This window comes from Agrobacterium sp. 22117 (genome assembly GCF_052045735.1).
Classification (GTDB): Bacteria; Pseudomonadota; Alphaproteobacteria; order Rhizobiales; family Rhizobiaceae; genus Agrobacterium; species Agrobacterium cavarae.
Map to the genome: position 1 here is coordinate 582,712 of NZ_JBQEPP010000004.1, position 21,666 is coordinate 604,377.

Annotated in this window: 18 protein-coding genes; 5 read left to right on the forward strand and 13 right to left on the reverse strand. The window is 58.7% G+C overall.

All coding sequences use genetic code 11. The annotated features are described in order from the left end of the window. Positions 1 to 32 precede the first annotated feature (32 nt). On the reverse strand, positions 33 to 1,256 hold the full coding sequence (locus tag ACTJKV_RS14725; protein WP_440598952.1) for a PQQ-dependent sugar dehydrogenase: 1,224 nt from the start codon (positions 1,254 to 1,256) through the stop codon (positions 33 to 35). 183 nt (positions 1,257 to 1,439) lie between these two features. Here ACTJKV_RS14725 and ACTJKV_RS14730 point away from each other — a divergent pair, with 183 nt between their 5' ends. Beyond that, the gene (locus ACTJKV_RS14730; protein ID WP_062424028.1) at positions 1,440 to 1,625 is read left to right on the forward strand and encodes a hypothetical protein; all 186 of its coding nucleotides are present in this window, start codon (positions 1,440 to 1,442) and stop codon (positions 1,623 to 1,625) included. Here the strand turns inward: ACTJKV_RS14730 and ACTJKV_RS14735 are convergent. From ACTJKV_RS14735 to ACTJKV_RS14745, 3 genes are read right to left on the reverse strand one after another with little or no spacing between them, the layout of a single operon-like run. Continuing rightward, a complete protein-coding gene (locus ACTJKV_RS14735) occupies positions 1,622 to 2,263 on the reverse strand; it encodes a class I SAM-dependent methyltransferase (protein WP_440598989.1) in 642 nt (213 codons plus the stop codon). The genes ACTJKV_RS14730 and ACTJKV_RS14735 overlap by 4 nt on opposite strands. Further along, the gene (locus ACTJKV_RS14740) at positions 2,260 to 2,928 is read right to left on the reverse strand and encodes an RluA family pseudouridine synthase (protein ID WP_440598953.1); all 669 of its coding nucleotides are present in this window, start codon (positions 2,926 to 2,928) and stop codon (positions 2,260 to 2,262) included. The genes ACTJKV_RS14735 and ACTJKV_RS14740 overlap by 4 nt, the downstream gene beginning before the upstream one ends. A gap of 53 nt (positions 2,929 to 2,981) precedes the next feature. After that, entirely contained in the window at positions 2,982 to 3,569 is a 588-nt protein-coding gene (locus ACTJKV_RS14745) for an IMPACT family protein (protein ID WP_440598954.1), read from the reverse strand. Between the two features lie 179 nt (positions 3,570 to 3,748). On the opposite strand from ACTJKV_RS14745, the gene ACTJKV_RS14750 reads away from it, so the two are divergent. Further along, positions 3,749 to 4,960, forward strand: a complete 1,212-nt coding sequence (locus tag ACTJKV_RS14750) for a TIGR03862 family flavoprotein (RefSeq protein ID WP_440598955.1) — start codon at positions 3,749 to 3,751, stop codon at positions 4,958 to 4,960. A 140-nt stretch (positions 4,961 to 5,100) separates the two neighbouring features. Next, the gene (locus tag ACTJKV_RS14755) at positions 5,101 to 8,052 is read left to right on the forward strand and encodes a response regulator (RefSeq protein ID WP_440598956.1); all 2,952 of its coding nucleotides are present in this window, start codon (positions 5,101 to 5,103) and stop codon (positions 8,050 to 8,052) included. Between the two features lie 66 nt (positions 8,053 to 8,118). Here the strand turns inward: ACTJKV_RS14755 and ACTJKV_RS14760 are convergent, their stop codons facing one another. From ACTJKV_RS14760 to ACTJKV_RS14800, 9 genes are all read right to left on the reverse strand, one after another. Then, positions 8,119 to 9,063 (reverse strand): 2-hydroxyacid dehydrogenase, encoded by a 945-nt coding sequence (locus tag ACTJKV_RS14760; RefSeq protein WP_440598957.1) that lies wholly within the window; start codon positions 9,061 to 9,063, stop codon positions 8,119 to 8,121. A 126-nt stretch (positions 9,064 to 9,189) separates the two neighbouring features. Further along, the gene (locus ACTJKV_RS14765) at positions 9,190 to 11,538 is read right to left on the reverse strand and encodes a Wzz/FepE/Etk N-terminal domain-containing protein (RefSeq protein WP_440598958.1); all 2,349 of its coding nucleotides are present in this window, start codon (positions 11,536 to 11,538) and stop codon (positions 9,190 to 9,192) included. Between the two features lie 71 nt (positions 11,539 to 11,609). Next, a complete protein-coding gene (locus tag ACTJKV_RS14770) occupies positions 11,610 to 12,602 on the reverse strand; it encodes a glycosyltransferase family 2 protein (RefSeq protein WP_440598959.1) in 993 nt (330 codons plus the stop codon). Next, a complete protein-coding gene (locus ACTJKV_RS14775; protein ID WP_440598960.1) occupies positions 12,599 to 13,531 on the reverse strand; it encodes a glycosyltransferase in 933 nt (310 codons plus the stop codon). Before ACTJKV_RS14775 ends, ACTJKV_RS14770 begins: the two co-directional genes overlap by 4 nt. Beyond that, on the reverse strand, positions 13,528 to 14,544 hold the full coding sequence (locus tag ACTJKV_RS14780) for a glycosyltransferase family 2 protein (RefSeq protein WP_440598961.1): 1,017 nt from the start codon (positions 14,542 to 14,544) through the stop codon (positions 13,528 to 13,530). The genes ACTJKV_RS14775 and ACTJKV_RS14780 overlap by 4 nt, the downstream gene beginning before the upstream one ends. Further along, positions 14,541 to 15,740, reverse strand: coding sequence for a glycosyl transferase family 1 (locus ACTJKV_RS14785; protein WP_440598962.1), 1,200 nt, complete (start codon positions 15,738 to 15,740; stop codon positions 14,541 to 14,543). The genes ACTJKV_RS14780 and ACTJKV_RS14785 overlap by 4 nt, the downstream gene beginning before the upstream one ends. Before the next feature lie 41 nt (positions 15,741 to 15,781). Next, the gene (locus ACTJKV_RS14790; protein WP_440598990.1) at positions 15,782 to 16,537 is read right to left on the reverse strand and encodes a glycoside hydrolase family 16 protein; all 756 of its coding nucleotides are present in this window, start codon (positions 16,535 to 16,537) and stop codon (positions 15,782 to 15,784) included. A 36-nt stretch (positions 16,538 to 16,573) separates the two neighbouring features. Beyond that, a complete protein-coding gene (locus tag ACTJKV_RS14795; RefSeq protein ID WP_440598963.1) occupies positions 16,574 to 17,683 on the reverse strand; it encodes an acyltransferase family protein in 1,110 nt (369 codons plus the stop codon). Between the two features lie 392 nt (positions 17,684 to 18,075). Then, entirely contained in the window at positions 18,076 to 19,560 is a 1,485-nt protein-coding gene (locus tag ACTJKV_RS14800; RefSeq protein WP_440598964.1) for a lipopolysaccharide biosynthesis protein, read from the reverse strand. A 120-nt stretch (positions 19,561 to 19,680) separates the two neighbouring features. Between ACTJKV_RS14800 and ACTJKV_RS14805 the strand changes: the two genes are divergently transcribed. Together ACTJKV_RS14805 and ACTJKV_RS14810 are read left to right on the forward strand one after the other, a co-directional pair. After that, positions 19,681 to 20,646 (forward strand): glycosyltransferase family 2 protein, encoded by a 966-nt coding sequence (locus tag ACTJKV_RS14805; RefSeq protein ID WP_440598965.1) that lies wholly within the window; start codon positions 19,681 to 19,683, stop codon positions 20,644 to 20,646. A 52-nt stretch (positions 20,647 to 20,698) separates the two neighbouring features. Further along, positions 20,699 to 21,652 (forward strand): polysaccharide pyruvyl transferase family protein, encoded by a 954-nt coding sequence (locus ACTJKV_RS14810; RefSeq protein ID WP_440598966.1) that lies wholly within the window; start codon positions 20,699 to 20,701, stop codon positions 21,650 to 21,652. The last annotated feature ends 14 nt before the right edge of the window (positions 21,653 to 21,666 follow it).

Sequence of the window (21,666 nt, forward strand, 5' to 3'; positions counted from 1 at the left end):
CGCTCCTGTGAATTTGATCAGACTCCGGAGGATCAGGCGTCCGGCGCCAGACGGATGATCTGTGACTTTCCGCCGCCGCGCTCTTCGGTCACGGCGTAGATTGCGCCGTCCTTGCCGAGCTCGACATCGCGTATGCGCGCTTCCAACGGCAGACGGCCTTCCGAAACCACCTTGTCGCCATCCATCTTCAGAACCACGAGACCCTGAGTGACCAGGCCGCCGATCAGGAACGAGCCCTTCCACTCCGGAATGGCATCGCCATTATAGTAGACCATGCCAGAGGGGCCGACGACCGGATCCCAGTAGTAGGTGGGCTGCTCCATGCCTTCCTTGGCGGTCGCGCCTTCACCGACCTTGTCGCCGCTATATTCGATGCCGTAGGTGATGACCGGCCAGCCATAGTTCAGTCCGGCCTTTGGAAGGTTCAACTCATCACCGCCCTTCGGACCGTGTTCGACGGTCCAAAGGCGCCCTTCGCCATCGAGGGCTGCGGATTGGATGTTGCGATGACCATAGCTCCAGATTTCGGGCAGGGCGTTTTCGCGGCCGACGAAAGGATTATCCTGGAGTGCTTTACCGCTGGTGTCGATGCGGAACACCTTGCCCAGTCCGCTGGAGAGATCCTGCGCTTGGACGCGTGGCTCCTTGTCGGAACGCTCGCCAACGGTGACATAAAGCTCGCCATTATTTCCGAAGACGAGACGAGAGCCGAAGTGCTTGTCTCCGTCATAGGTGGGCGTTTGACGGAAGATGACTGCGGTGTTCTCAAGCGCTGCCGTGCCATCCTTCTCGACCAGCTTTGCCGAAGCCACCGACGTGCCGTTGCCGCCATCGCGCGGTTCGGAGAAGGAGAAGTAGATCATTCCTGACGTTTCGAAATCAGGCGCCAACGCAATGTCGAGAAGACCACCCTGGCCGTCAGAGGCGACTTCGGGCACGCCCTCGATCGCAGGTCCGGCCTTGCCATCCTTGACGATGTGCATGGCACCTTCCTTCGCCAAGACGAGCATCCGGCCATCTGGCAAGAGAGCCATCGACCAGAGATGGGGAAGGTCATCGGCAACAACGGTCTTTTGCAGCGACGGCATTTTGTCCGGCTGTGGTGCGCGTGTCTGTCCTTCAAAAGCGGGCTTCTGGTTCGTCCCATGCGGTGGGTTCGTTTCTACAGGGCTCGCAGATTGCGCCAAGGCGTAGCCTGGAACGGCAAGGATGGCAGACAGAAGTGTGGTGGTCAGCAGGTTTCGAACGCGCGGCATGGAACTCCCTTCCGGTTTAATTGAGCCGACCGGGAACATTTCGGCGCTTTTTAAGTTGCATCAACGTCCGTCAAGAAAACTTGATCGGCGCGTGTACAGTCTTATGTAATTTCTCGTCCACACGATTTACCTTGGAACGTTCTTCTGCGAGCGGCGTTTAGCTGCGTCGGTTAGGAGGGCATTATGCAAAGATTGGACAAGGACGAGCTTGACACTACCGAGGTCAAGCCAATTTTGAGCGTGATGGAGTTTTGCCGTCGCTATCGACTGGATGAGACCGAAGAGAAGCGTCTTCGCAAACTTTTCGGTGATTTTGCCTCGCGTCATGAGCTTTTGATGAACGCGCAGCGCAAGCCGGTGTTCCGTTAATCGTCGGAAACCTCAGCTCTGAACACCATGAACACGTCATAGCGCGTGTTCTTTCCGCAAATCTGATGGGAGGGCTTTTGAAGCCCCTCCATAAGCGCCGCCCGAAGCGGCCATTTCAGGACCACTCTTTTGTTCGCGGACTGCAACGCCGCTTCCATCAGTTCCAGCTGGTCCGGGTCTGAACCCACCACATCGCGCAGCACCCGCATTTCTTTTTTCACCAGCGCGCTGTTGTGGCGGGGCGGGTGCATCGGATCGACCACCACCACGTCTGGCGACAAGGTCTTCAGCAACTCTCTGGAGTCCCCGTGACGAAGCGTCATTCTGGAGGCGATCTCTTGATAAATGCCGCCTGCGGCGAGCGCTCTGGCAATTCCATCTTGCAGATGGGCATGCATCTCCGGAGACCGCTCGATCAGCGTGACATGCGCGCCAAGCGAGGCAAGCAGAAACGCGTCGCGGCCGAGACCCGCCGTCGCGTCGACGATTGTGGGCGTGCGGCCTTTGGTGAAACCGGCGGCCTTCGGCAAAGCCTGTCCCCGCCCTTCACCCGAGCGCAATCGGTGACCGACTGCTCCGCCGACGAAATCAACGACAAATTCTTGACTTTCATCTTTCCTTGCCATGGCTCGTCTCAGAAGGGCGCGGGGACGTGAAAGGTCACATCGTGACCGTCCGGATGTTGGAAGCTCAGTTCTTCGGCGTGCAGAAGAAGCCGCTCCGATGCGGCAAGGGCCTCGCCGCTGGCGTAGAATTCATCGCCAAGAATAGGATGACCAAGCGCCTTCAGATGCACTCGCAGCTGATGCGTTCGGCCGGTTAGAGGACGCAGTTCGAGACGCGTCGCGGGAAGCGGCAGGCGTTCCAGAACACGCCACTGCGTCTGTGACGGACGTCCATTATCCTGGTCCACCCGGTGCCGCGGCTTGTTGTCCGGGTCGATCGCCAGCGGAAGATCGATGTCGCCACTTTCGCCCTTCACTTCGCCCCAGACGATTGCCTGGTAGATTTTTTTCGTCGTCCGGCTTTCGAACTGGCTCGCGATGGCAGCATGGGCCTTTTTGTGCAACGACATCAAGACGATGCCGGAGGTATCCTTGTCGAGCCGGTTGATCATCAAGGCAGAGGGGAACTGTTTTTGAACGCGAGTTGCGAGGCTGTCGGCAAGTGCGGGATCTCGCCCTGGTACCGACAGCAGCCCGCTTGGCTTGTCCAGCACCAGCAGGCTCTCATCCCGGTGAAGGATCGAGATATAGGGCTCCAGCGGCGGATTATAGATCGGGTTTTGCAATTGGCCAGACATGCGAAGCCTCATAGCATGATTTGCGCCACACGCCAGCGCGGCGGGGGATGGCCCTATTCCGGCAACGGCAGAAGGATACGCCCACTGGTGATGTCCTGAATCATGCGCGCAACGCGTTGCGCTTCGCTCGAAGGCACACTGACGCTGAGGTCTGCCCCCGCGCCCGTGAATGTCTCGTCCTCGATGACCAGATGCTCAACGGATAGAAGGCGGGACTTGACCAGCGCGAGGTCGGAAAAGCCGCAGGTCAAAGTCAGTTGATAGGCGGGAATAATGACGGTTTTCTCGGCATCCCTCAGACAGGACGCCGCCGTTCCGCCATAGGCGCGCACAAGGCCGCCACTGCCCAGCAGGATTCCGCCGAACCAGCGTGTGACGACCACTGCGATGCTGTCGAGTTCGTTCCCGTCGATCGCCTGGAGGATTGGCTTGCCCGCTGTTCCTGATGGTTCGCCGTCGTCGTTGAAACGATAACTTTGGCCGATGCGCCATGCCCAGCAATTGTGGTTGGCCGCCGGGTCCGAATGGTCGGCGATGAAGCGTCTTGCGGCTTCCTCATTGGCAACAGGGCCTGCCGTCGCGATAAAGCGACTCTTCTTGATGTCCTGTTCGAAAGTTTCCGTCCGGATCAGCGTGAACATGACGCCTCAATAGCGCATATACGCGTTGCGGCAAACGTTCGAAAGCACGTGGCGATCTTTCAGATTCCCCCTCACGCCTTCATTCTTTGTCTTGTCGCATGTCGTTCTCGTAAAACCGCTGCACAGTTTTGCGCGACATGCTTTAAGAACATCGAACAGTCGAAGGATAGTCGTTGGCAATGCACAGAAAACAGATTGCGATCATCGGTGGAGGTCCGGCAGGTCTGATGGCTGCCGAGGAACTATCTACGTCGGACGTGGACGTGACTGTTTATGAATCGATGCCGACCGTCGCGCGCAAATTTCTGATGGCCGGAAAGTCCGGCCTCAACATCACCCATGGCGAGGATTACGCCCGCTTTACCACGCGCTTTGGCGCTTCAGAAGCCCGCCTTAAAAGCGCGCTGGACGCGTTTACACCGCAGATGCTGCGCGACTGGGCGGGGGGGCTGGGGCAGGAGACTTTTGTCGGAACCTCCGGCCGTGTCTTTCCGAAGGCGATGAAAGGCTCGCCTTTGTTGCGGGCGTGGCTCAACCGACTCACAGAGCGGGGCGTTGCGGTCAAGGTGCGCCATCGCTGGGTCGGGCTGCATGACGGCGCGCTTCTTTTCGAGACGCCGGATGGGAAAATCGAAATCAAGCCGGATGCTGTTTTGCTTGCGCTCGGTGGCGCAAGCTGGCCGAGGCTTGGCTCGACGGGTGAGTGGGTGCAGGGACTGCGGGAAGCAGGCGTGGACGTTGCGGATTTCCAGCCAGCCAATTGCGGCTTCGATGTCGCCTGGAGCGAGCATTTTCGCGAGCGCTTTTCTGGCGAGCCGCTCAAATCCGTCGTCACCACGTCCGATGCGGGTCGCTTCGAAGGAGAGTTCGTCATCACCCGGCACGGGGTCGAGGGTGCCCTGATCTATGCGCACGCTGCCGCTTTGCGAGACAGTCTTCGCGAAGGCCGTCGGACTGTCCTCACGATCGATCTGGCCCCTGGTCGCTCCGAGGAGCGCGTTGCGCGGGATCTGGCGCGGGCCTCCAGCAAGGACAGTTTCTCGAACAGGCTTCGTAAAAGCGTCGGGCTGTCTCCCGTCAAGGTCGCGCTGTTGCGCGAATGCGCATCACCACAGGAGATGTCCGCGAGCGAGCTGGCTCGGTTGATCAAGGCGGTTCCACTTGCTGTTTCCGCACCTCGTCCAATTGCCGAGGCGATATCAAGTGCTGGTGGGATTCGCTGGGAAGGTATCGATCAGAACTATATGCTGAAATCCTTGCCGGGATTCTTCGTCGCAGGCGAGATGCTGGACTGGGAGGCAACCACCGGTGGATACCTTCTAACAGCCTGTTTTGCCACAGGAAAGGCGGCAGCAAGAGGTCTGCTGAACCGGTTGACAGACATCGGTTAGTCATATGATCGTCATACCTCTTGCATCACACATGAAAAAGAGCTTGATAAGTCCATTCAAATGGATAAGCGAGAGCCTGCTTCCATTTCCTGTATTCAAGACTTGGCGTGGCAAGTCGAAGTTCTTGTTGGTGAATTTGCATGACTGATATGGGTGCGTTTGCGAGTTGGCCTGTCGGTGGCGGAGAGGCGGGTGCCTTGGTACGCGCTTTTGACTGGTCGAAGACGTCGCTCGGGCCGATTGCCGAATGGCCGCAGATCCTTCGCCTGAAGGTGAACTCGGTGGTCAACTCACCCATCCCGCAGGTTTTGATGTGGGGGCCGGATCATGTGATGATCTATAATGACGGCTACACCGAAATTGCCGGGAACTATCATCCGCACGCGCTCGGCGGCACGGTCAACGGCATATGGCCGGAAATCTGGGACTGGAACGAAAAGATCCTGGAGGCGGGTTTTCGTGGAGAGGTGCAGTCCTTTCGCGATCAGAAAATGGTCCTTAACCGCAACGGTACGCCGGAGGAGGTCGTCTTCGATCTCTTCTACACGCCGATCTACAATGATGTAGGCATCGTCGAAGGCGTCCTGTGCACTGTTCTTGAAAACACCGAGAAGGTGAAGACTGTCCAGGCACTGGCCGCTAGTCGCGAAGAACTGAGCCGTCTCACCTCTGCCTTGCCGATCCTCGTCGGTTTTATCGACCTCAACTACACCTATCGCTTTGCCAATCAGGGCTATCTCGACTGGTTCGGTTGGGCACCAGAAGACGTGCTTGGCAAACGCGTCGTGGACGTCGTGGGTGAGGCATTCTTCAACGAGCGCAAGCCATTCATTCAGCGCTCCATGGCAGGCGAGCATATCGTCTCCGACACCAGCATACAGCGTCCTGACGGCAAGCAGCATGCGGCTGAAATCCGATACGTGCCGAGACACGACCACAGGGGCGAGGTGGACGGCTGCTACATCCTGATCATCGATATCGAGACGAGGAAGCAGGCCGAGCGCGAAATCCTCCTCAGCAACAGTCGGTTCAAGGCTGCTGTCGAAGCCGTCCACGGTGTTCTATGGACGAACAGCCCCGAAGGCCGGATGAGTGGTGAACAGCCCGCCTGGTCGCAACTGACCGGTCAAAGCTACGACGAATATCAAGGCTTCGGCTGGGCAGAAGCGGTTCATCCTGGAGATCGTGAAGGATCGATCGACAGCTGGAACCGTGCCGTCGCGGCAAAGGCAACTTATGTCTGGGAGCATCGCGTCCGCCGGCGCGATGGCGTTTATCGCACCTTTGCCATTCGCGGCGTGCCGATCATCGATGCGCATGGCGAGATCACCGAGTGGGTGGGCGTTCATACCGATATTACCGAGCAGCGCAGCGCCGAGGTGGCGCTGAAGGAGCATGCCGCCAGTCTTGAGCGCGAAATCCGTCACCGTATTCGCGCCGAAGACCAGCTTCGTCAGCTGAACGAAGGGCTTGAAGCCCGCGTCGAGAAAGAAATTGCCGAGCGTCGTCAGACAGAACTTGCGTTGCAGCAGGCGCAGAAGATGGAAGCGATCGGCCAACTGACCGGCGGCGTCGCGCATGATTTCAACAACCTGCTCCAGGTCATAGCCGGAAATCTCCAGCTTCTTGCCAAGGATGTGGCCGGCAATGAAAGAGCCGAACGCCGCGTCGGCAATGCGCTTGCTGGCGTCAGTCGCGGTGCGAAGCTCGCAAGCCAGCTTCTGGCCTTCGGTCGTCGTCAGGCACTTGAGCCACGCGTCATCAATGTCGGTCGCTTCGTCGCCGGCATGGACGATCTTTTGAGACGCTCGCTTGGCGAGGCCGTCGAGGTCGAGGTCATCACCGCTGGCGGCCTGTGGAATACCTATGCCGATCCGACCCAGGTCGAAAACGCACTTCTCAACCTCGCGATCAACGCGCGCGACGCCATGGAAGGGACAGGCAAGCTGACGATCGAAGTTGGCAATGCCTCGCTTGATATGGACTATGCGCGCAATCATGCGGAGGTAGAGCCTGGCCAATATGTCATGCTCGCGGTGACCGATACCGGCTCCGGCATGAAACCGGAAATCCTCGACCGCGTCTTCGAACCCTTCTTCTCCACCAAGCCGGAAGGCAAGGGCACCGGCCTTGGCCTGTCGATGGTCTATGGGTTCGTCAAGCAGTCGGGCGGCCATGTGAAGATTTACTCGGAGCTGGGGCAGGGAACCACTGTACGCATCTATCTGCCACGCTCCATGGCGGACGAAGACAGAGAGATTGTCGTTCACAACGGGCCCGTCGTCGGCGGTTCGGAAACGGTGCTCGTCGTGGAGGATGACGACGAAGTCCGCGGCACTGTCGTCGAGATGCTGACCGATCTTGGCTACCGGGTTCTGACGGCGCGCGACGCGCAGGCCGGCCTAACGGTTGCCGAAAGCGGCGTGCCGATCGACGTCATCTTTACCGATGTCGTCATGCCTGGGCCATTGAAGAGCAGCGAGATGGCGCGCCGCGTCAAGGAGCGCATGCCGCATCTCGCCATCCTCTTTACCTCCGGCTATACGGAAAACTCCATCGTCCATGGCGGCAAGCTGGATCCTGGCGTCGAGCTCCTCTCAAAGCCCTATACGCGCGAAGCGCTGGCACGCCGACTGCGCCATGTGATTGCCAATCAGAAGCAGAGAGCCGAATCGACCCGTGACCGCGCCCCTGATCAGGCGGTGGCGAGCGAACCGACTGCGAAGGTCGAGGCTAAGGACGCGTTGCGTGTCCTGCTGGTCGAGGATGACGACCTGATCCGTATGAACACCACGGACATTCTGACCGAAGTCGGCCATGCAGTGGTCGAAGCCGCGAACGCAACGCAGGCGCTCGATCTGCTGGATCGGGAGGAGATCGACATTCTGGTGACCGATCTCGGGCTGCCGGATATGGGCGGTGCGGAGCTTGCCGTGCTCGTCAAGCAGCGCAAGCCGGAGATCGCCGTGGTCTTCGCCACGGGGGACAATTTCCTGCCGAAGAATGCACCGGCCGGTGCCGTCCTGCTTTGCAAGCCTTACAACGAAAACGATGTGCGCTACGCCATCGGTCAGGCGATGAGCAATTCCTGATCCGTCATGAGCACGTGTCGCGGTCTTTCAGATCGCGATACGCTTGAAGCCGATGCCTTGCCTGCGTCAGTAGCCTTTTTGCATATCGACCGTCGTCGGCAATTCTCCCGTCCTCCGCCAGTCGCGAATATTCTGCGCGACGATTGCGGCAGAGGAGCTGCGGTCGGTCGGTGCCGAGATGTGGGGGAGGACCGTAACGCTCGGATGGCTCCAGAACGGTGAACCTTCGTCGAGCGGTTCTTTCTCGAAAACATCGAGCACGGCATGACCGAGATGGCCACTCTCAAGCGATGCCAAGAGGTCATCGGCGACGATAACAGCTCCCCTGGCGAAATTGATGATCGATGCGCCCGCCTTCATACGCTGCAAACGGCCGGCATTGATCAGGCCGCGGGTCTCGGAAGTCAACGGAACGAGGCAGACGACGATATCGCTTTTTTCGAGAAGCTCGTTCAGCCCATCTTCACCAGACCGTGTTGTCACGCCTTCCAGGTCTTTGAGCGAGCGGCTCCAGCCCATGACATTGAAGCCGGCGCCCCGCAGGCGTTTTGCAGATTCGGTGCCGAGCAGGCCTAGCCCGACAAGACCAACCGTCACGTCTTTCGGATGGCGGTATTCGAGATCTTTCCAGACCTTCTTTTCCTGCTGCTGGCGGTAGGCCGGCATGTCGCGATGCAGGTAATAGGTCCAGGCGAGCACCGCCTCTCCCATGACGCGCGCCAGTTCCGGATCGGTCAGACGCACAATGGGCGGCGCTGTCGGCCCGAGTTCCGAAACAATGCGCTCCACGCCCGCCCAAAGGCTGTGGATCCATGTCAATCCGGGGAGCTGGGCGATATCGGCGGGATCAGGATTGGCGACGATGGCGACCTCGGCGGCGTGACGTTCGGCGTCCGTCATCTGTCGAATGGAGACGATCTTTTCTTCCGGCATTGCCTTCGCCAGGGTGTCGATCCAACTCGCCTCCTCGTCATCGGTTGCGCGGGAAACGTAAGCGATAGGCGAGGTCATGGGTCATCATCCTGCGTGAGATCGGCTGAGCCCACATAAAGTCGGAAAAAGAATTCGAAATCCACCCCGCGATAGCGCTTGGGAACAAGAAAATGCCCGCTTGAGGGCGGGCATCTTGTTGCTTGATCAGACCGTTTCCGGCACGGGCTTCTTCGCATCGCCGTAATAGGCGCCGAACTGCTCGTGGTAATGTTCCGAGCCGCCCGGGTCTGCATAGCGCTGAAGCTCTGTCATATCCGTCTTGTTCAGAACGATGCCGAGCGTCTTGCTGGCGATTTCCGGTTCGTGGTTCATCAGGTTCTGAACCATCTGGATTGGCGTCTTGCCCCATTCTGTGACGAAGACGAATCCATCCACCTGCGAGGCGAAGGCCTTGGCATCGATCACCGGAACGACAGGCGCCAAGTCGACGATGATGTAGTCGCAGGCTTCACGCGCAGACTCCATGAACTTGCGCATGCCAGCAGATGCCAGCAGCTCGCTCGAATGGGCAAACTGGTTGCTGACGGAGACTGGCAGAATGCCCATCTTGGTTCGGCTATCGACCTTGACGGCTTTGGTCCAAGGAACATCATCCAAAACCACTTCGACAAGACCGGCCGACTGGCGCGTGGTCAGCATACGGCTGAGACCAGGATTGCGAATATCGGCATCCACCACCAGCGTGCGCTTGCCGGTGGTGGCAATGAGCCCCGCGAGATTGAGTGCGACGACCGACTTGCCTTCATTTGGCAGGCAGGAGATCACGCCGATCACGCGGCACTGCCGCTCCTGGATCACCACATCGGCTGTCAGTTTCACGTTGCGCAGCGTCTCGGTGAAGCTGGAGCGCGGGCTGTCGACGGCAAGCCGCAGCATCTTTTGGAATGAGACCTGCCCGTTATCTTCGATATTGGTATCAGGCACATCCGGCGTGGCCGCGCCAGTTTCCGACTTTCCGGTCTCGACCCCCTTCTCGCCAATGAACGGCAGGTAGCCCAGGAAGCGCATCCGCAGATTGTCACGCACGTCGGCGCCGGTGTGGAAATAGCGATCGCGGAATTCCAGCACCGCCGCCAGACCGCCACCCAGCATCAGGCCCAGCACGATCGAAAGCGCCATCGTCATGGTCTTCTTCGGGCTGGAGGGCGATGTCGGCAGGCCGGCTTCTGAAATGACGCGTGCCTTGGCAATCGGGAAGGACTGCTTCTGCGATGCCTCCTCGAAGCGGCCGAGATAGGATTCGTAAAGCGTCTTCAGCGCGGTAGCCTGCTGTTCCAGTTCCCGAAGTTTGACCATCGTCATATTGGTCTGGGAATTGCTGCCGGCAACGCGATCAATGTTATCGCGCAGCGACTGCACACGCGACTGGGTGACATCGTATTCATTCTTGAAGCTACCAGTCAACTGCTGAAGTTCCTGGTAGATCTGGCCCGCCAGATCCTTTTTCTCAGCCTCGAGAGCGATGGCCTGCGGGTGATCCTTGCCAAACTGCTGGATCACGCCGCGCTCTCGGTCCGAAATGCCGATGTAGCGTTTGCGCAGGTCCTGAATGACCGTATTGTCCGTGTCACGTGCCGACACCACCGCGTTATTGACCGCGTTGTCCGGGCCCTGATCGATGATCGATTTGTACTGAGAGTAGCGGGCCTGTGCCGTCGCCGCATCGGCCTGGGCAGCAATCAGTTGCCCATTCAGATCGGCAAGCTGACCTTCGGACATCAACTCCCCGCGTGAGGATACGATGTTGTTGTCGGCCTTGTATTTCTCGACGGCCAGAGAAGCGGCTTGGGCGCGCTGGTTGAGATCCGTCAGACGTTCCTGCAGCCAGACCGAAGCGCGTTCCGAAGCGTCGAAATTGGCGTTCAACTGCTCGGTCAGATAGGAATTCGCATAGGTCTTGGCGATGTTGGCGGCAAGCTGGCGGTCCGTGGAGCGGATCGAGATTGCGATGACCGAGCTCCGGCCGACGCGTTCCACCGTCAAAGCCTGCTGGATCACGGCAGCCGCCTTTTCCCGCTTGCCGTTGCGGATCGCCTCTTCCGACGCGGGCGTGTCGCTCGGTGTCACGAGATCGACCACGGCCTTGACGGAAGATTTGACAAGTTCGACCGGGCCAGTCGGCGGGTTGACGATGGTGTCGTTCTCGTCAAGCCTTGCCTTGTCCACGACGGTCAGAGCCATCTCTTTCGACTTCAGGATTTCGACAGCGCTGGCAATCCGGTTGTCGATGACCTGGGCCGCGGGGACGGGGCTTTCCTCCTCAGCGTAACGAGACAGGCTTTCATCAAGAAGCACCTGGGTCATCGCGGTATAAACAGGGGTCGCCAGAACGAGATAAAGTCCAGCCAGAACCATGCTTGCAACGACGCAAGCGCCAATGATATTGGCCCGGCGCACCACAGCAGCCCATAGGCGGTCGAGGTCGATAAAGGTGTCGGAATCCTTTGCAGGATCCGGAAAATGGCCGTTCGATCTAAAGGTTTTCTGGTTCATGGACCTACCTTGTCATTTTTATGGGCGCGGGACGCGCGGCAGTTGATTGCCTCGCTTACTCACCGCAGCGTTCAGTTTCTGGCCGGCGTTGCCGAAGATAAGGCTGAAGGAAGAAGCGTTTTCTTGAGCTTTTGCAGTCTGACGGAAATCGGCATGCGGAGGTGTTTGAGTGCGGCAGGGTCGCGAAGCGCGATCCTGATCGTGTCTGGGACGGAGCGCCGTTTGATGCTGTCGACCAGCATCAGGAAGTGCCTCGCCTGGATAAGACTTTTTGTTCGCTCGACCTGCGCGTCCATCGCCGCCGGCAGAAGCGTGAACTGGCGCAGGAATTCCTTGTCTGCGGCGATCATCGCATCAACATGATGGAGTTCGAGCACGCGCGAAATGGAGCCCTGCCGGATATTATAAACATATCCCGGCATCGGTTCGATGACACAGGAGGCACCGGACGCGAGCGCTGACGCCAGAAGAAGGTAATCCTCGCCGATGCGCAGGTCATGGCGGAAGCGGAGGCCGTGGTCGTTTAGGAACTCACGACGGAAAATCGGCTTTATGTAGCCAAAATTGAAAGTGGACTTGAAGAGGATGTTGGAGCGGATGAAGTCTTCAAGTGTGAGGACCCGTTTCGCTTCAAGAAAGGCGGGATCGAACATCGTCTCGCGCGGGCGTCCGTCGCTGTAAACGACATCCAGATTATCGACGGCGATATCCGCATTGGCTTTTTCAGCGCGCAAGATCATCTGCGCCATGCGATCCGAATAGACCATGTCGTCGGAATCGAGCACCGCGATCCAACGCCCCTGCGCGGCATCGATCCCGGCATTGCGCGCACCGCCGGGGCCAAGATTGTTGTCGAGGGCAATCAGCTTGACACGGGGATCGCGCTCGACAACTGCCTGTACGACAGCGCGCGTGTCGTCCGGCGAGCAGTCATCCACCACTACGACCTCAAGCGTGACATTGTCTTGCGCAAGAGCGCTGTCGATGGCAGCGACAATCGTGTCGGCGGCGTTGTAGGCGGCGATGACGAAGGTCACATCCGGTTCGGTCGGCAATGCGCTCATGCAGCCTCCACGGCGCCGTATTGGCGGATTTCACGAACGCCAAAGATGCCGCTCAGCGATCCGGCATGAAGTGCGGTGCGCAGAGCCGAACGGCTGCGACGGACGGGATCGAAAGCGGTGACTAGCGTGGTGGTGGCGCAATAGGTGATCTTTGCCGCCGTCGAAACGATCAGCGGCAAGCGCCGGAGCCCTGTCCTCTGCTCCGCCTGCAACCGTCCATGCGTCTGGCCGGAGCGAAAACGCCGCTTCGCAAGCCACATAAAGCTGGCGCGGCTTTGCGGTACCGGTTCTGTCAGCAGGGCGTTTTCCGAATAAGCGATGCGTCCACCGTCCAGATGCATATTCGTGAAGAAATGCGTGTCTTCCCCGCCGCTTTGTCCGAGCGACAGGGCGAAGCGCCGACCATTCACCGCAGGGGACGCCATGCGCAGCAGTGTGTTGCATGTGTAGCCGGTGATGATCTCCCCACTCACCCAGACAGGCCGGGTGGAGTGGAAGTCGCCCTTCTTCATCCAGCCCGGCGCATCATTGGCATAGAGCGCTGTCACAGGGCCGAGCACGGCATCGGCTTGCGTCTCCTGCGCCGTCTTCAAAAGCTCGGTCAGCCAGTTTGCCGGTGCCGTTTCATCATCGTCGATGAAGGCCAGAAAATCGGCGTCGCATTCAGAAAGGCAAGCGTTTCGGGCAATGGAAATGTTGGACTTCGGGCAATGGACGTAATGGATCGGGAAGGGTGAACGCTCGCGCAACGCGTCGATCAACGCGCGCGCCGAGGGTTCGGCGTCATTATCCGCCACGATCAGGCGCACCGACACGCGCTGCGGAACGTCAAGCCGAAACAGCGAGAGCAGCGTATCCACCACCATCGGGCGGCGATAGGTGCAGATGCCGATATCGACTTTCACAGGAGTTACGGGATCATACGTCACGAGACAGCCTTTCCTGCCAGTGGCTGGAGCGTGGTGATGGAGCCCAGAAGCTCACGCCAGAAACCTGTCGACCAGGCCAGATGCATGGTCATAGCCGAAACGGCCGCGAGCGGCCCGTGGGGGTTTTTCTCTGCAATTGCCATCCACACCCCATAAGCCAGACATGCGGCAATCCAGAGGCAAAGCGGGACAAGGGCGATCCAGTGGACGAAGCCGAAGAGCGCAAGCGCAGCACAGGGCAGCACCGCAAGCGGGATCATCTGGCGGATTTTTGGAATGGTGCGGTGCTTCAAGAGGTTCTTCGCCCGGCCTCGGCCATAAGCCATATATTGGCGGAAGAGCGGACCGATGCTGGCACGCGGATAGTAGGTCATGCGCGTCTTGTCGGTCATCCAGATGCGAAAGCCCGCCTTGCGCAAGCGGTGGTCCAGCTCGGCGTCTTCATTGTGACTGAAGCTTTCATCATAGCCGCCGACGGCCTTGAACGCCTCGATCCGCATCAGGGCATGGTGGCCGTGATCGATCCAGCGACCCTTGGCGCCTTCGCGATGCTTCGAACCGCCATTGCCGAGCTTGGAATTCTGCGCAACCGCCGTGGCCTTCTGGAACGTGCCATGGCCGACCGTATCCATGGCGACAACAACGGAATCCGCACCCGTCGCGACGGCATCTTCCAGCAGGCGATGGCAATAATCGTCAGGATAGTCGCCATGCGCATCGATACGGATCATATAGTCGTAGCCCTCTCCGAAGACTTCGACCGCGAGGTTGATGCCCGCGCTCTGGATGCGCTTTGGGTTGGCAAGCAGAATGACACGCTGATCCTGCCGGGAAAAATCGGCAACGATGTCACGCGTTCCATCCGTGCTGCCGCCGTCTGCGACGATGATGCGATCTTCCGGATGGTTCAACGTGCTGGAAAATTTCAACAGCAGATCGTCGATCGTTCGTGCCTCGTTGAGGCAGGGAATGACGATCAAAGTCTTCACCCCGGGAACAGAGACTGATTTCATGATGTCCTCCCGCTCAAAGCCATCGAAGGAACTGCATCGACCGGCCGACCGTCGGTTCGCATGGTCAAGGACTGAAGCACGCGGACAAGCTCGCGGCAGTCGTTTCGATCGGTGATCCATTGCTGCCGGTCGATTGCTGCGAGCCTTTGGAAGCTTTGGAGATAGGAGGCATCGCTCAATTTAGAAAACAGTGTTTCAAGCGACGCGACGTCGGCCGTCTCAAGAATATGCCCGATATTACGCTGCTGCAGAAAGCGCGCGGTTTCGGTGCCGGCGACCGCAATTGGCAGGGCACCATGGAGGCAGCCTTCATAAAGCCGGTTTGGCAAGAGCCAGCTTGAGTTCTGCCCTTCTTCGAAAAAGTCGATGGCCCAGGTGAACTGGACATCGTTGTAGATCGACGCCAGATCCTCCGGATTTCTATAGGCGCCGTGGAACGCAAGATGAGGCGCGCGTTCAACGAAGCCGTCGAAGTCATCGAATTCGGAATAGGCCGGGCGGCCGCGCAAGACCACTTCGACCTTGCCGTCCATCTTTGCGGCGAAATCGGCCAGGATCTGGAGTGATTTGCGGCAGCGCAACGCCCCGAACCAGCCGATCTTCCACGGCTCTCCCGCTTGTGGCAGGCGCGGGGACGGGGCGCTGATGTCGCCGCCATCCAACGCCAGGACCTTGTTTTCCTGCAAAAGCACAGGAAGGTTCAGACCGGAACGCGGCTTGAAATAATTCTCCACGAATGCCGGTGAACTGGTGATGAGGAGTTTGACGTTCCGGCCAAGCGCACGCTGAACAGCGTTCAGCAGTTTGCCAGGCAGCCCGTCGTTCAAAAGAAGCCTGTGGATGTCGAGACACTCGTAGACGACCGGGACGTCCGCACCGAAATGGCTCACGGCGCGCCGGGCAAGCGACAGCATTTCCAGATTGCGTGCGATGATGACGTCGGGCTTCTTCACCGCAGACAGTTTGCTCGAAAGCGTGAGGCTTGCTTTTGCCACGCAGGCGATCCGCTGGGCAAATCGGCCATCGGCCGTTTGTCCGAGATCGATCGGGGCAAGGCCATCGACGTCGGCCAGCCCGTTATCCGCGCGCTTGAAACCCGCGAGGCTGACGGTCGCGCCACCGGCCCGCAGCGTCATGACGCGACGACGGATGGCAGGGTCTGCCAGATCATGCGCAAAATAGAGAATGTGGGTCATGTCCGATCCGTTCATCTTCGTCTGACTTTGGGCAGTCTGCATCAGTTGGTTTGGCAGGCGACGGATTCCGAAAACTGGCACTTGTCGCCGAGCGCGGTGAAGGCGAAGCGATCGACCTGCATGGTCACAGGACCGGAATAGTCGAACTTGCCCATCCAGCTTTTCAGCGTATCGGTACCCCACAGGCTGAAGAAGATTTTCTGGGCGTTTTGCGGAATCTTCGATGGGTCTGTGACCTCGTGAACCATCTTTCCGTTCACGTAGTAGCGCAGTCGCTGCGGCTCCCAGACGAAGGCGTAATCATTAAAGCCCTTGTCGGCACCACCCGGCACATCCACCAGCTTTTCGTTGCCGCCCTTTGCCGAGATATACTGGTTCAGCTGGACCTGATTGCTGTTCTTGCCCAGGATCTCCATGTCGATCTCGTCGTGCGGCTTCTTATCGGTTGGCCCGATATAGGTGAAGAAAGCCGAATTCAGGCCGGAGCCCGGCGCGGTCTTGATGCGCGCTTCGTAGGTGCCGTAGCGATAGCGGCCCTTGGTCTGGATTTCTCCGCAGGAATAGTTGCGGTCTACGGCCTTTTCATTGCTGAAGCCGAGTTCCAGATGGCCGCTTTCGAAGGCGACCAGCTTCTTGGACCACGTGCAGTTCTGGTGCGGGCCGTTGTTCCAGCCATCGGAAACGTACCAGAAAGAGCGGTCCATGCTGTCGAAGTTCTCGATGAAGGACTTGCCGTTCTCTTCCTGGGAAAAGGCAGGAGATGAGCCGAGCGTGATAGCGATCAATGCGGCAGCCATGATGCGCGGCTGGCACAGGGCGGGGTAGGTCATGTGTTACCTCCGTCGTTGCGTATAGGCGGGATTGGCAGAAGATTGGCGAGCGGCGGCAGCTTCCGCCGCGTCGTTATAGGCAAGGGGCTTCGGCTTGCCGCTGCGGCTGCCGGTCAGGACTGCATAGAGCGAGGGCAGCCGGGCGCGGACCTGCGCATTGCTGATGATCAGCAGCACGAAGGTCAAAGCCACCGCGCCGATATAGAAGGCGGGATAGAAATCGAGATCTCCCTTGTTCCACACCATCCAGAGGATGACGAGCAGGGGATAATGGGCGCAGAAAATCCAGAAGCTCAGGCTGCCGGTTTGCGATAGACGCTGGCCAAGACGGTTTTGCACGAGCAGGGACGAGGCGACCCAGAAGCCCAGCACGCCGAAAACGGCCAGCAAATTGCGCATGAGATTGAGGCCGAAGGTAAATTCCGGGCCGGTCCAATAGAGCGCGGTGGCAAGCGCGGCGGCGACGATCAGCGTGACCACTGTCAGCGGCTTGGCATAAGGATCGAGCATCTTCAGGTCGATCTTGTGGAGTGCGAGCGCAATGCCGAGCGTGAAGCTGAACAGGATGGATTTCTTCTGTACGATCAGCAGACTGAGATCCGGGATCGCCGTCAGGAGCAAGAGAATGGCAAGCGTCGGTGGCGCAAAGCGACGAACCAGCAGCGCCAAAAGCGGCGACAGTAGAATGCAGACGAAGAGATCGCGCAGGAAGTAGAGCGGCACATTGACGGGCAGCTCTTCCACCGCGACGCCGTGGCTCAGCATTTCGCGCGGGCTGGCATTCCACAGGTCAGGAAAATAGCCAACGCCAATACCTGCACGCTGAAGCAGCATGACCGCAATGAAAAGCCCACCATTCCACAGCAGGAATGGCAGAAGCACCGTCTTGGTCTTGGACTTGATCGTTGCCGGATAGCTGAAGGCATTCCAGCCGCGTCGGAACAGCAGATAGCCCGAGATAGCGCTCAGGCACGGCACACCAATGCGGAACAGGGCATCACCAAGAAACACCCGGACCCAGTCGAAAAATCCGTAAAGACCCAGAAACGGACTTGTCTCCGGATCGTGCGGCACGTGAACGAACACGATGCCGGATATTAAAATTATGCGCATCAAATTGATACGGGAAGATAGGTTCTGATCAACAGTCACATCAGTTACCCTAGTTGGGCGGTGTCTCCCCTCACCGCGTTTCACACAGAGCGAACTTGAAGCCCGTGCGCAAAAGTCTGGTTTTCACTTAAGGGCAAAATGTGGCAGCGCGGGAAAATCGCGCCGCAAGATATTAGGGGTAAATGTCTGGATGCTACTTTACTAAAACAGATTATTCGTCCTAAGCGTATGATTTTATTTTCTTATTTTCTCTATCGTGCCGCCATCAGAGGTGTGTCCTGAGGCTGAAGAGAGGAGAGCTGTAATGCTGCATTGCAAAATAAACTCCGGAGTCCGCCGTATTTTCTCACGGCATTGACGACAGAATCGCTTCGACAGCCCGTGCCGCCCCATTAGCTGGTGATCGGGGCAGGGGCCCCGTGGTCTTTGCGCGATCTTACGAGACCGATGATCTTTTGCAGCAATGTGCGTTCGGTCAGCAGGATCAGAACGCCGTAGATCACACCGCCAGCAACAGCGCCGACGAGCACCTGCATGTATGCGTGCGGCAGCGCGTCGCCCGTCCATTGCAGAATGTAACGGACCGCAAGAGCCATGACGAAAGCCGAGATCATTGGCCGGCTGCTGACATAGAGGCCCGAGAAGAAGGGGGTTTCGCTCGCCTTGAACACGGCCCAGGAATAGGCAATCAACGTTGCTGCATTGACGATGCAGAGCCAGATCATCGCGTCGATAAGCGATCCGTAGACAGCGGCAACCCAGACTGCAGCGGTGGTCACGACAGCGCGGATCGTGGCTGACCAGAACAGCACGCGCCCATAGCCGGCACCCTTCAGATAGGGGATGAAGGTGCTGCATGGGGTGAGGATGGCTTTCGACAGAGCAAGAAGGCCGAGCACAGGCCACGCATAGGCCCAGTTCTGGCCGAAGATCACCAGCATTGCCGGTTCTGCAACGGCCCAAAGGCCGAACATCATCGGTGCCAGGATGACGGTCAACACCTGCGTACTGAACATCAGCGCTTCGCGCCGCCGCTGCCGGTCGTCCATCATGCGGCTGAAGGCCGGGAAAAGAACGCCCATAACTGCAGAAAGCACGACCTGGTTGGGAATGCTGGCAAAGCGATTGGAGGCGGAATAGGCGCCAGCATCGGCAAGCCCGAGATAGCGGGCGATGATCACCATCGGCGACTGGAAGGTGACGAAGTTGGCGATCTCCGAGCCCATCAGGCCCGAGCTGAAGCCGAGCAACGGGATCAACCGTCTGGGCTTCATGACGAGGCGCGGCGTATAGCGCGACACGGCATAGAGCCCGACAAGCCGGATGAGGGCTGCGGCGAAAAGCTGGATGATCAGAGCCCAAACGCCGAAGCCGGCAAAGGCCAGCACGACGGCGAGGATGGCCGCAGCACTTTCCGACGTCATGCTCCAGATGGCGTCCTTGCTGAAATTCATCCGCCGCGCCAGAAGCGAATAGGCAACATCGCCTGCCAGTTGCAGCGGAATGAGGAAAGCCATGATGCGCAGCAGATAGGCGCTTTCCACGGCACCCAAGAGGCCACCGAAGAACTCTGCGCCAAAGTAGAGGATGGCTGCCATGGTGCAGGAAATCGCCAGATTGGCCCAGAAGACCGTATGGATCGTATCCATATCCTCTTCCTTTTCCACAATCAGAGCGGAGGTCAGACCAGCGCCTGCAATCATCGTCAAAAACTGCACAACAGTGAGCCCGACAGCGACAACGCCGAATTCTTCCGGTGTCAGCAAACGTGCAAGAATCGGGACTGTGACAAATTTAAGCCCGAATGTGCCTGTCTTTGAGAGCACGCTCCAGCCGACATTGGCCGTGATGGTTTTGACGCTTGGGGCTGGAGGCATGGGTCCATCCTGTGTCTGGAGGCCGGCAAAAATCGTGGAGCCGGCGGGAGGGTTGCCACTCATCGGGGCCGTAAGTCTACGGCGGGCCCGACACTTCTTGATGAAACAAGGGGCGAAACAATGGCGAAATTTACAGTCGTTATTCCATACTACCAGAAGAAGCATGGCATACTCGGTCGAGCGCTCGCATCAGTTTTTTCTCAAGCGTGCCAGGATTTCGATCTCGTCATTGTCGACGACGAATCGCCGTATCCCATTGAAAATGAACTGGCGGAGCTGACTGAAGAGCAGAAAAACCGCATTAAGGTGGTCAAGCAGGCAAATGCCGGTCCAGGTGGTGCGCGCAATACCGGGCTCGATCATGTGCCGGCCGAAACGCGCTATGTGGCCTTTCTTGATTCGGACGATATCTGGACGCCGGAGCACCTGAAAAATGCAGAGCTCAGCCTCGATCGGTTCGAAGGCGAATGCTACTGGGCGTCCATGCAGGCAAGCGATGAGTTCTATTATCACTTCGCCATGTCGGAGCTCGAAAAGAACGAGGGTGCCGCCCGTCTGAGCGAATCACCGCGTGTCATCGAGCTGCCGGATCTCGCCAGCGTCATGCTGCGCAACTGGAGCTTCCTCCATCTTTCCTGCATGGTCATCGGCAGGCCGCTCTTCGAAAAGATCCGTTTCGATCCCGCGCTTCGGCTGGCGGCAGAGGACGTGCTCTTCTTCTGCGACTGCATTCTTGCATCCAGGCGCACCCTTCTATGTGACGATGCCGGTGCGGCACGCGGCATGGGTGTGAACATCTTCCACAGCATCGACAACACCTCGCCGGAATTTCTGCGTCAGCAGTTCAACACCTGGGTCGCACTCGACACCTTGCAAAGTCGTTTTTCCAAACGTCCTGCCGATGTGGCTTCCATCGCCTCCTACAAGAATACGGCGCGCAGACAGGCACTCTGGAGCCAGGCCGGCAAGCTGAGGCGTCGCAAGGCGCCGGAGCTTGGCCTTCTGTTCAAGTGGATGATGCGTGATCCTGCGATCTTGCGTGCAGCCTTCGAACTTGGGGCCGGCAAGATCGTCCGCTCGAAGTGATCGTCTCTTTCGCGGCTTTCTTTCAGGCCCTTTTTTCACTCAGGAGAAATCCATGAAACCTTACCATTGGGAATCCCATCACGGGAATTTCGGCGACGACCTCAATCTCTGGCTCTGGGATTTCCTGCTGCCGGGGCTTCGCGATGTTCATCCGGATGTTCTGCTCGTCGGCGTCGGCACCGTTCTCAACGATGTGCTCTTCCCCCCCGGCCAGCGCAAGCTGGTGATCGGCAGCGGATATGGCTATGGGGCCGTGCCCGATACATCAAACCCCGATCTCTGGGATATTCGTTGCGTGCGCGGTGAAATGACCGCCGCCAAGCTTGGACTGGCGCCCGAGAAGGGCATCGTCGATCCTGCCGTGATGGTGACGGAGATGCAGGAGTTCCAGAACCTGCAGAAGATCTATAAAAAGACCTTCGTTCCTCATTGGGAATCGGCGGAGTTCGGCATGTGGGACACTGTGTGCGAACCGGCTGGTCTCACCTATCTCGATCCGAGAGGAGAGGCGAAATCCGTCATCAAGCAGATTGCCCAGTCGGAAATGATCGTTGCCGAATCCATGCATGGCGCGATCCTTGCCGATGCGTTTCGCGTTCCCTGGGTAGCGGTCAGCACCTCGCAATCGATCAACAGCTTCAAGTGGAGTGACTGGGCAGGAAGCGTCGGCGTCACCTACGAGCCTCGTTACATTCCCGTGTCCACACGCGCAGAAGCTGCAAAGAAGGGTTCGAAGTTCTGGGGCATGAGCTTTCCGCCGCCGCCACCGCCGGTCATCGTCGAACACACACCTGCAGCGCCACATGACGATGGCGATGTGCTTGTCCGTGCCGAGACCCAACGCCCGCTGCGCAAACTGGCAAAGCAGGTTCTCGCCGCTCCGTCGATTCTGGCGCTATGGCAGGCAAGCCGCGCAGAGCCAAGACTGAGCCCCGACGGACGGCTGGAAGAGCGTAAGGAGCGCTTTCAGGCGGTTCTCGAGACAGTCAAGCGCGACTACTTCTGAAACGAAACACGCCG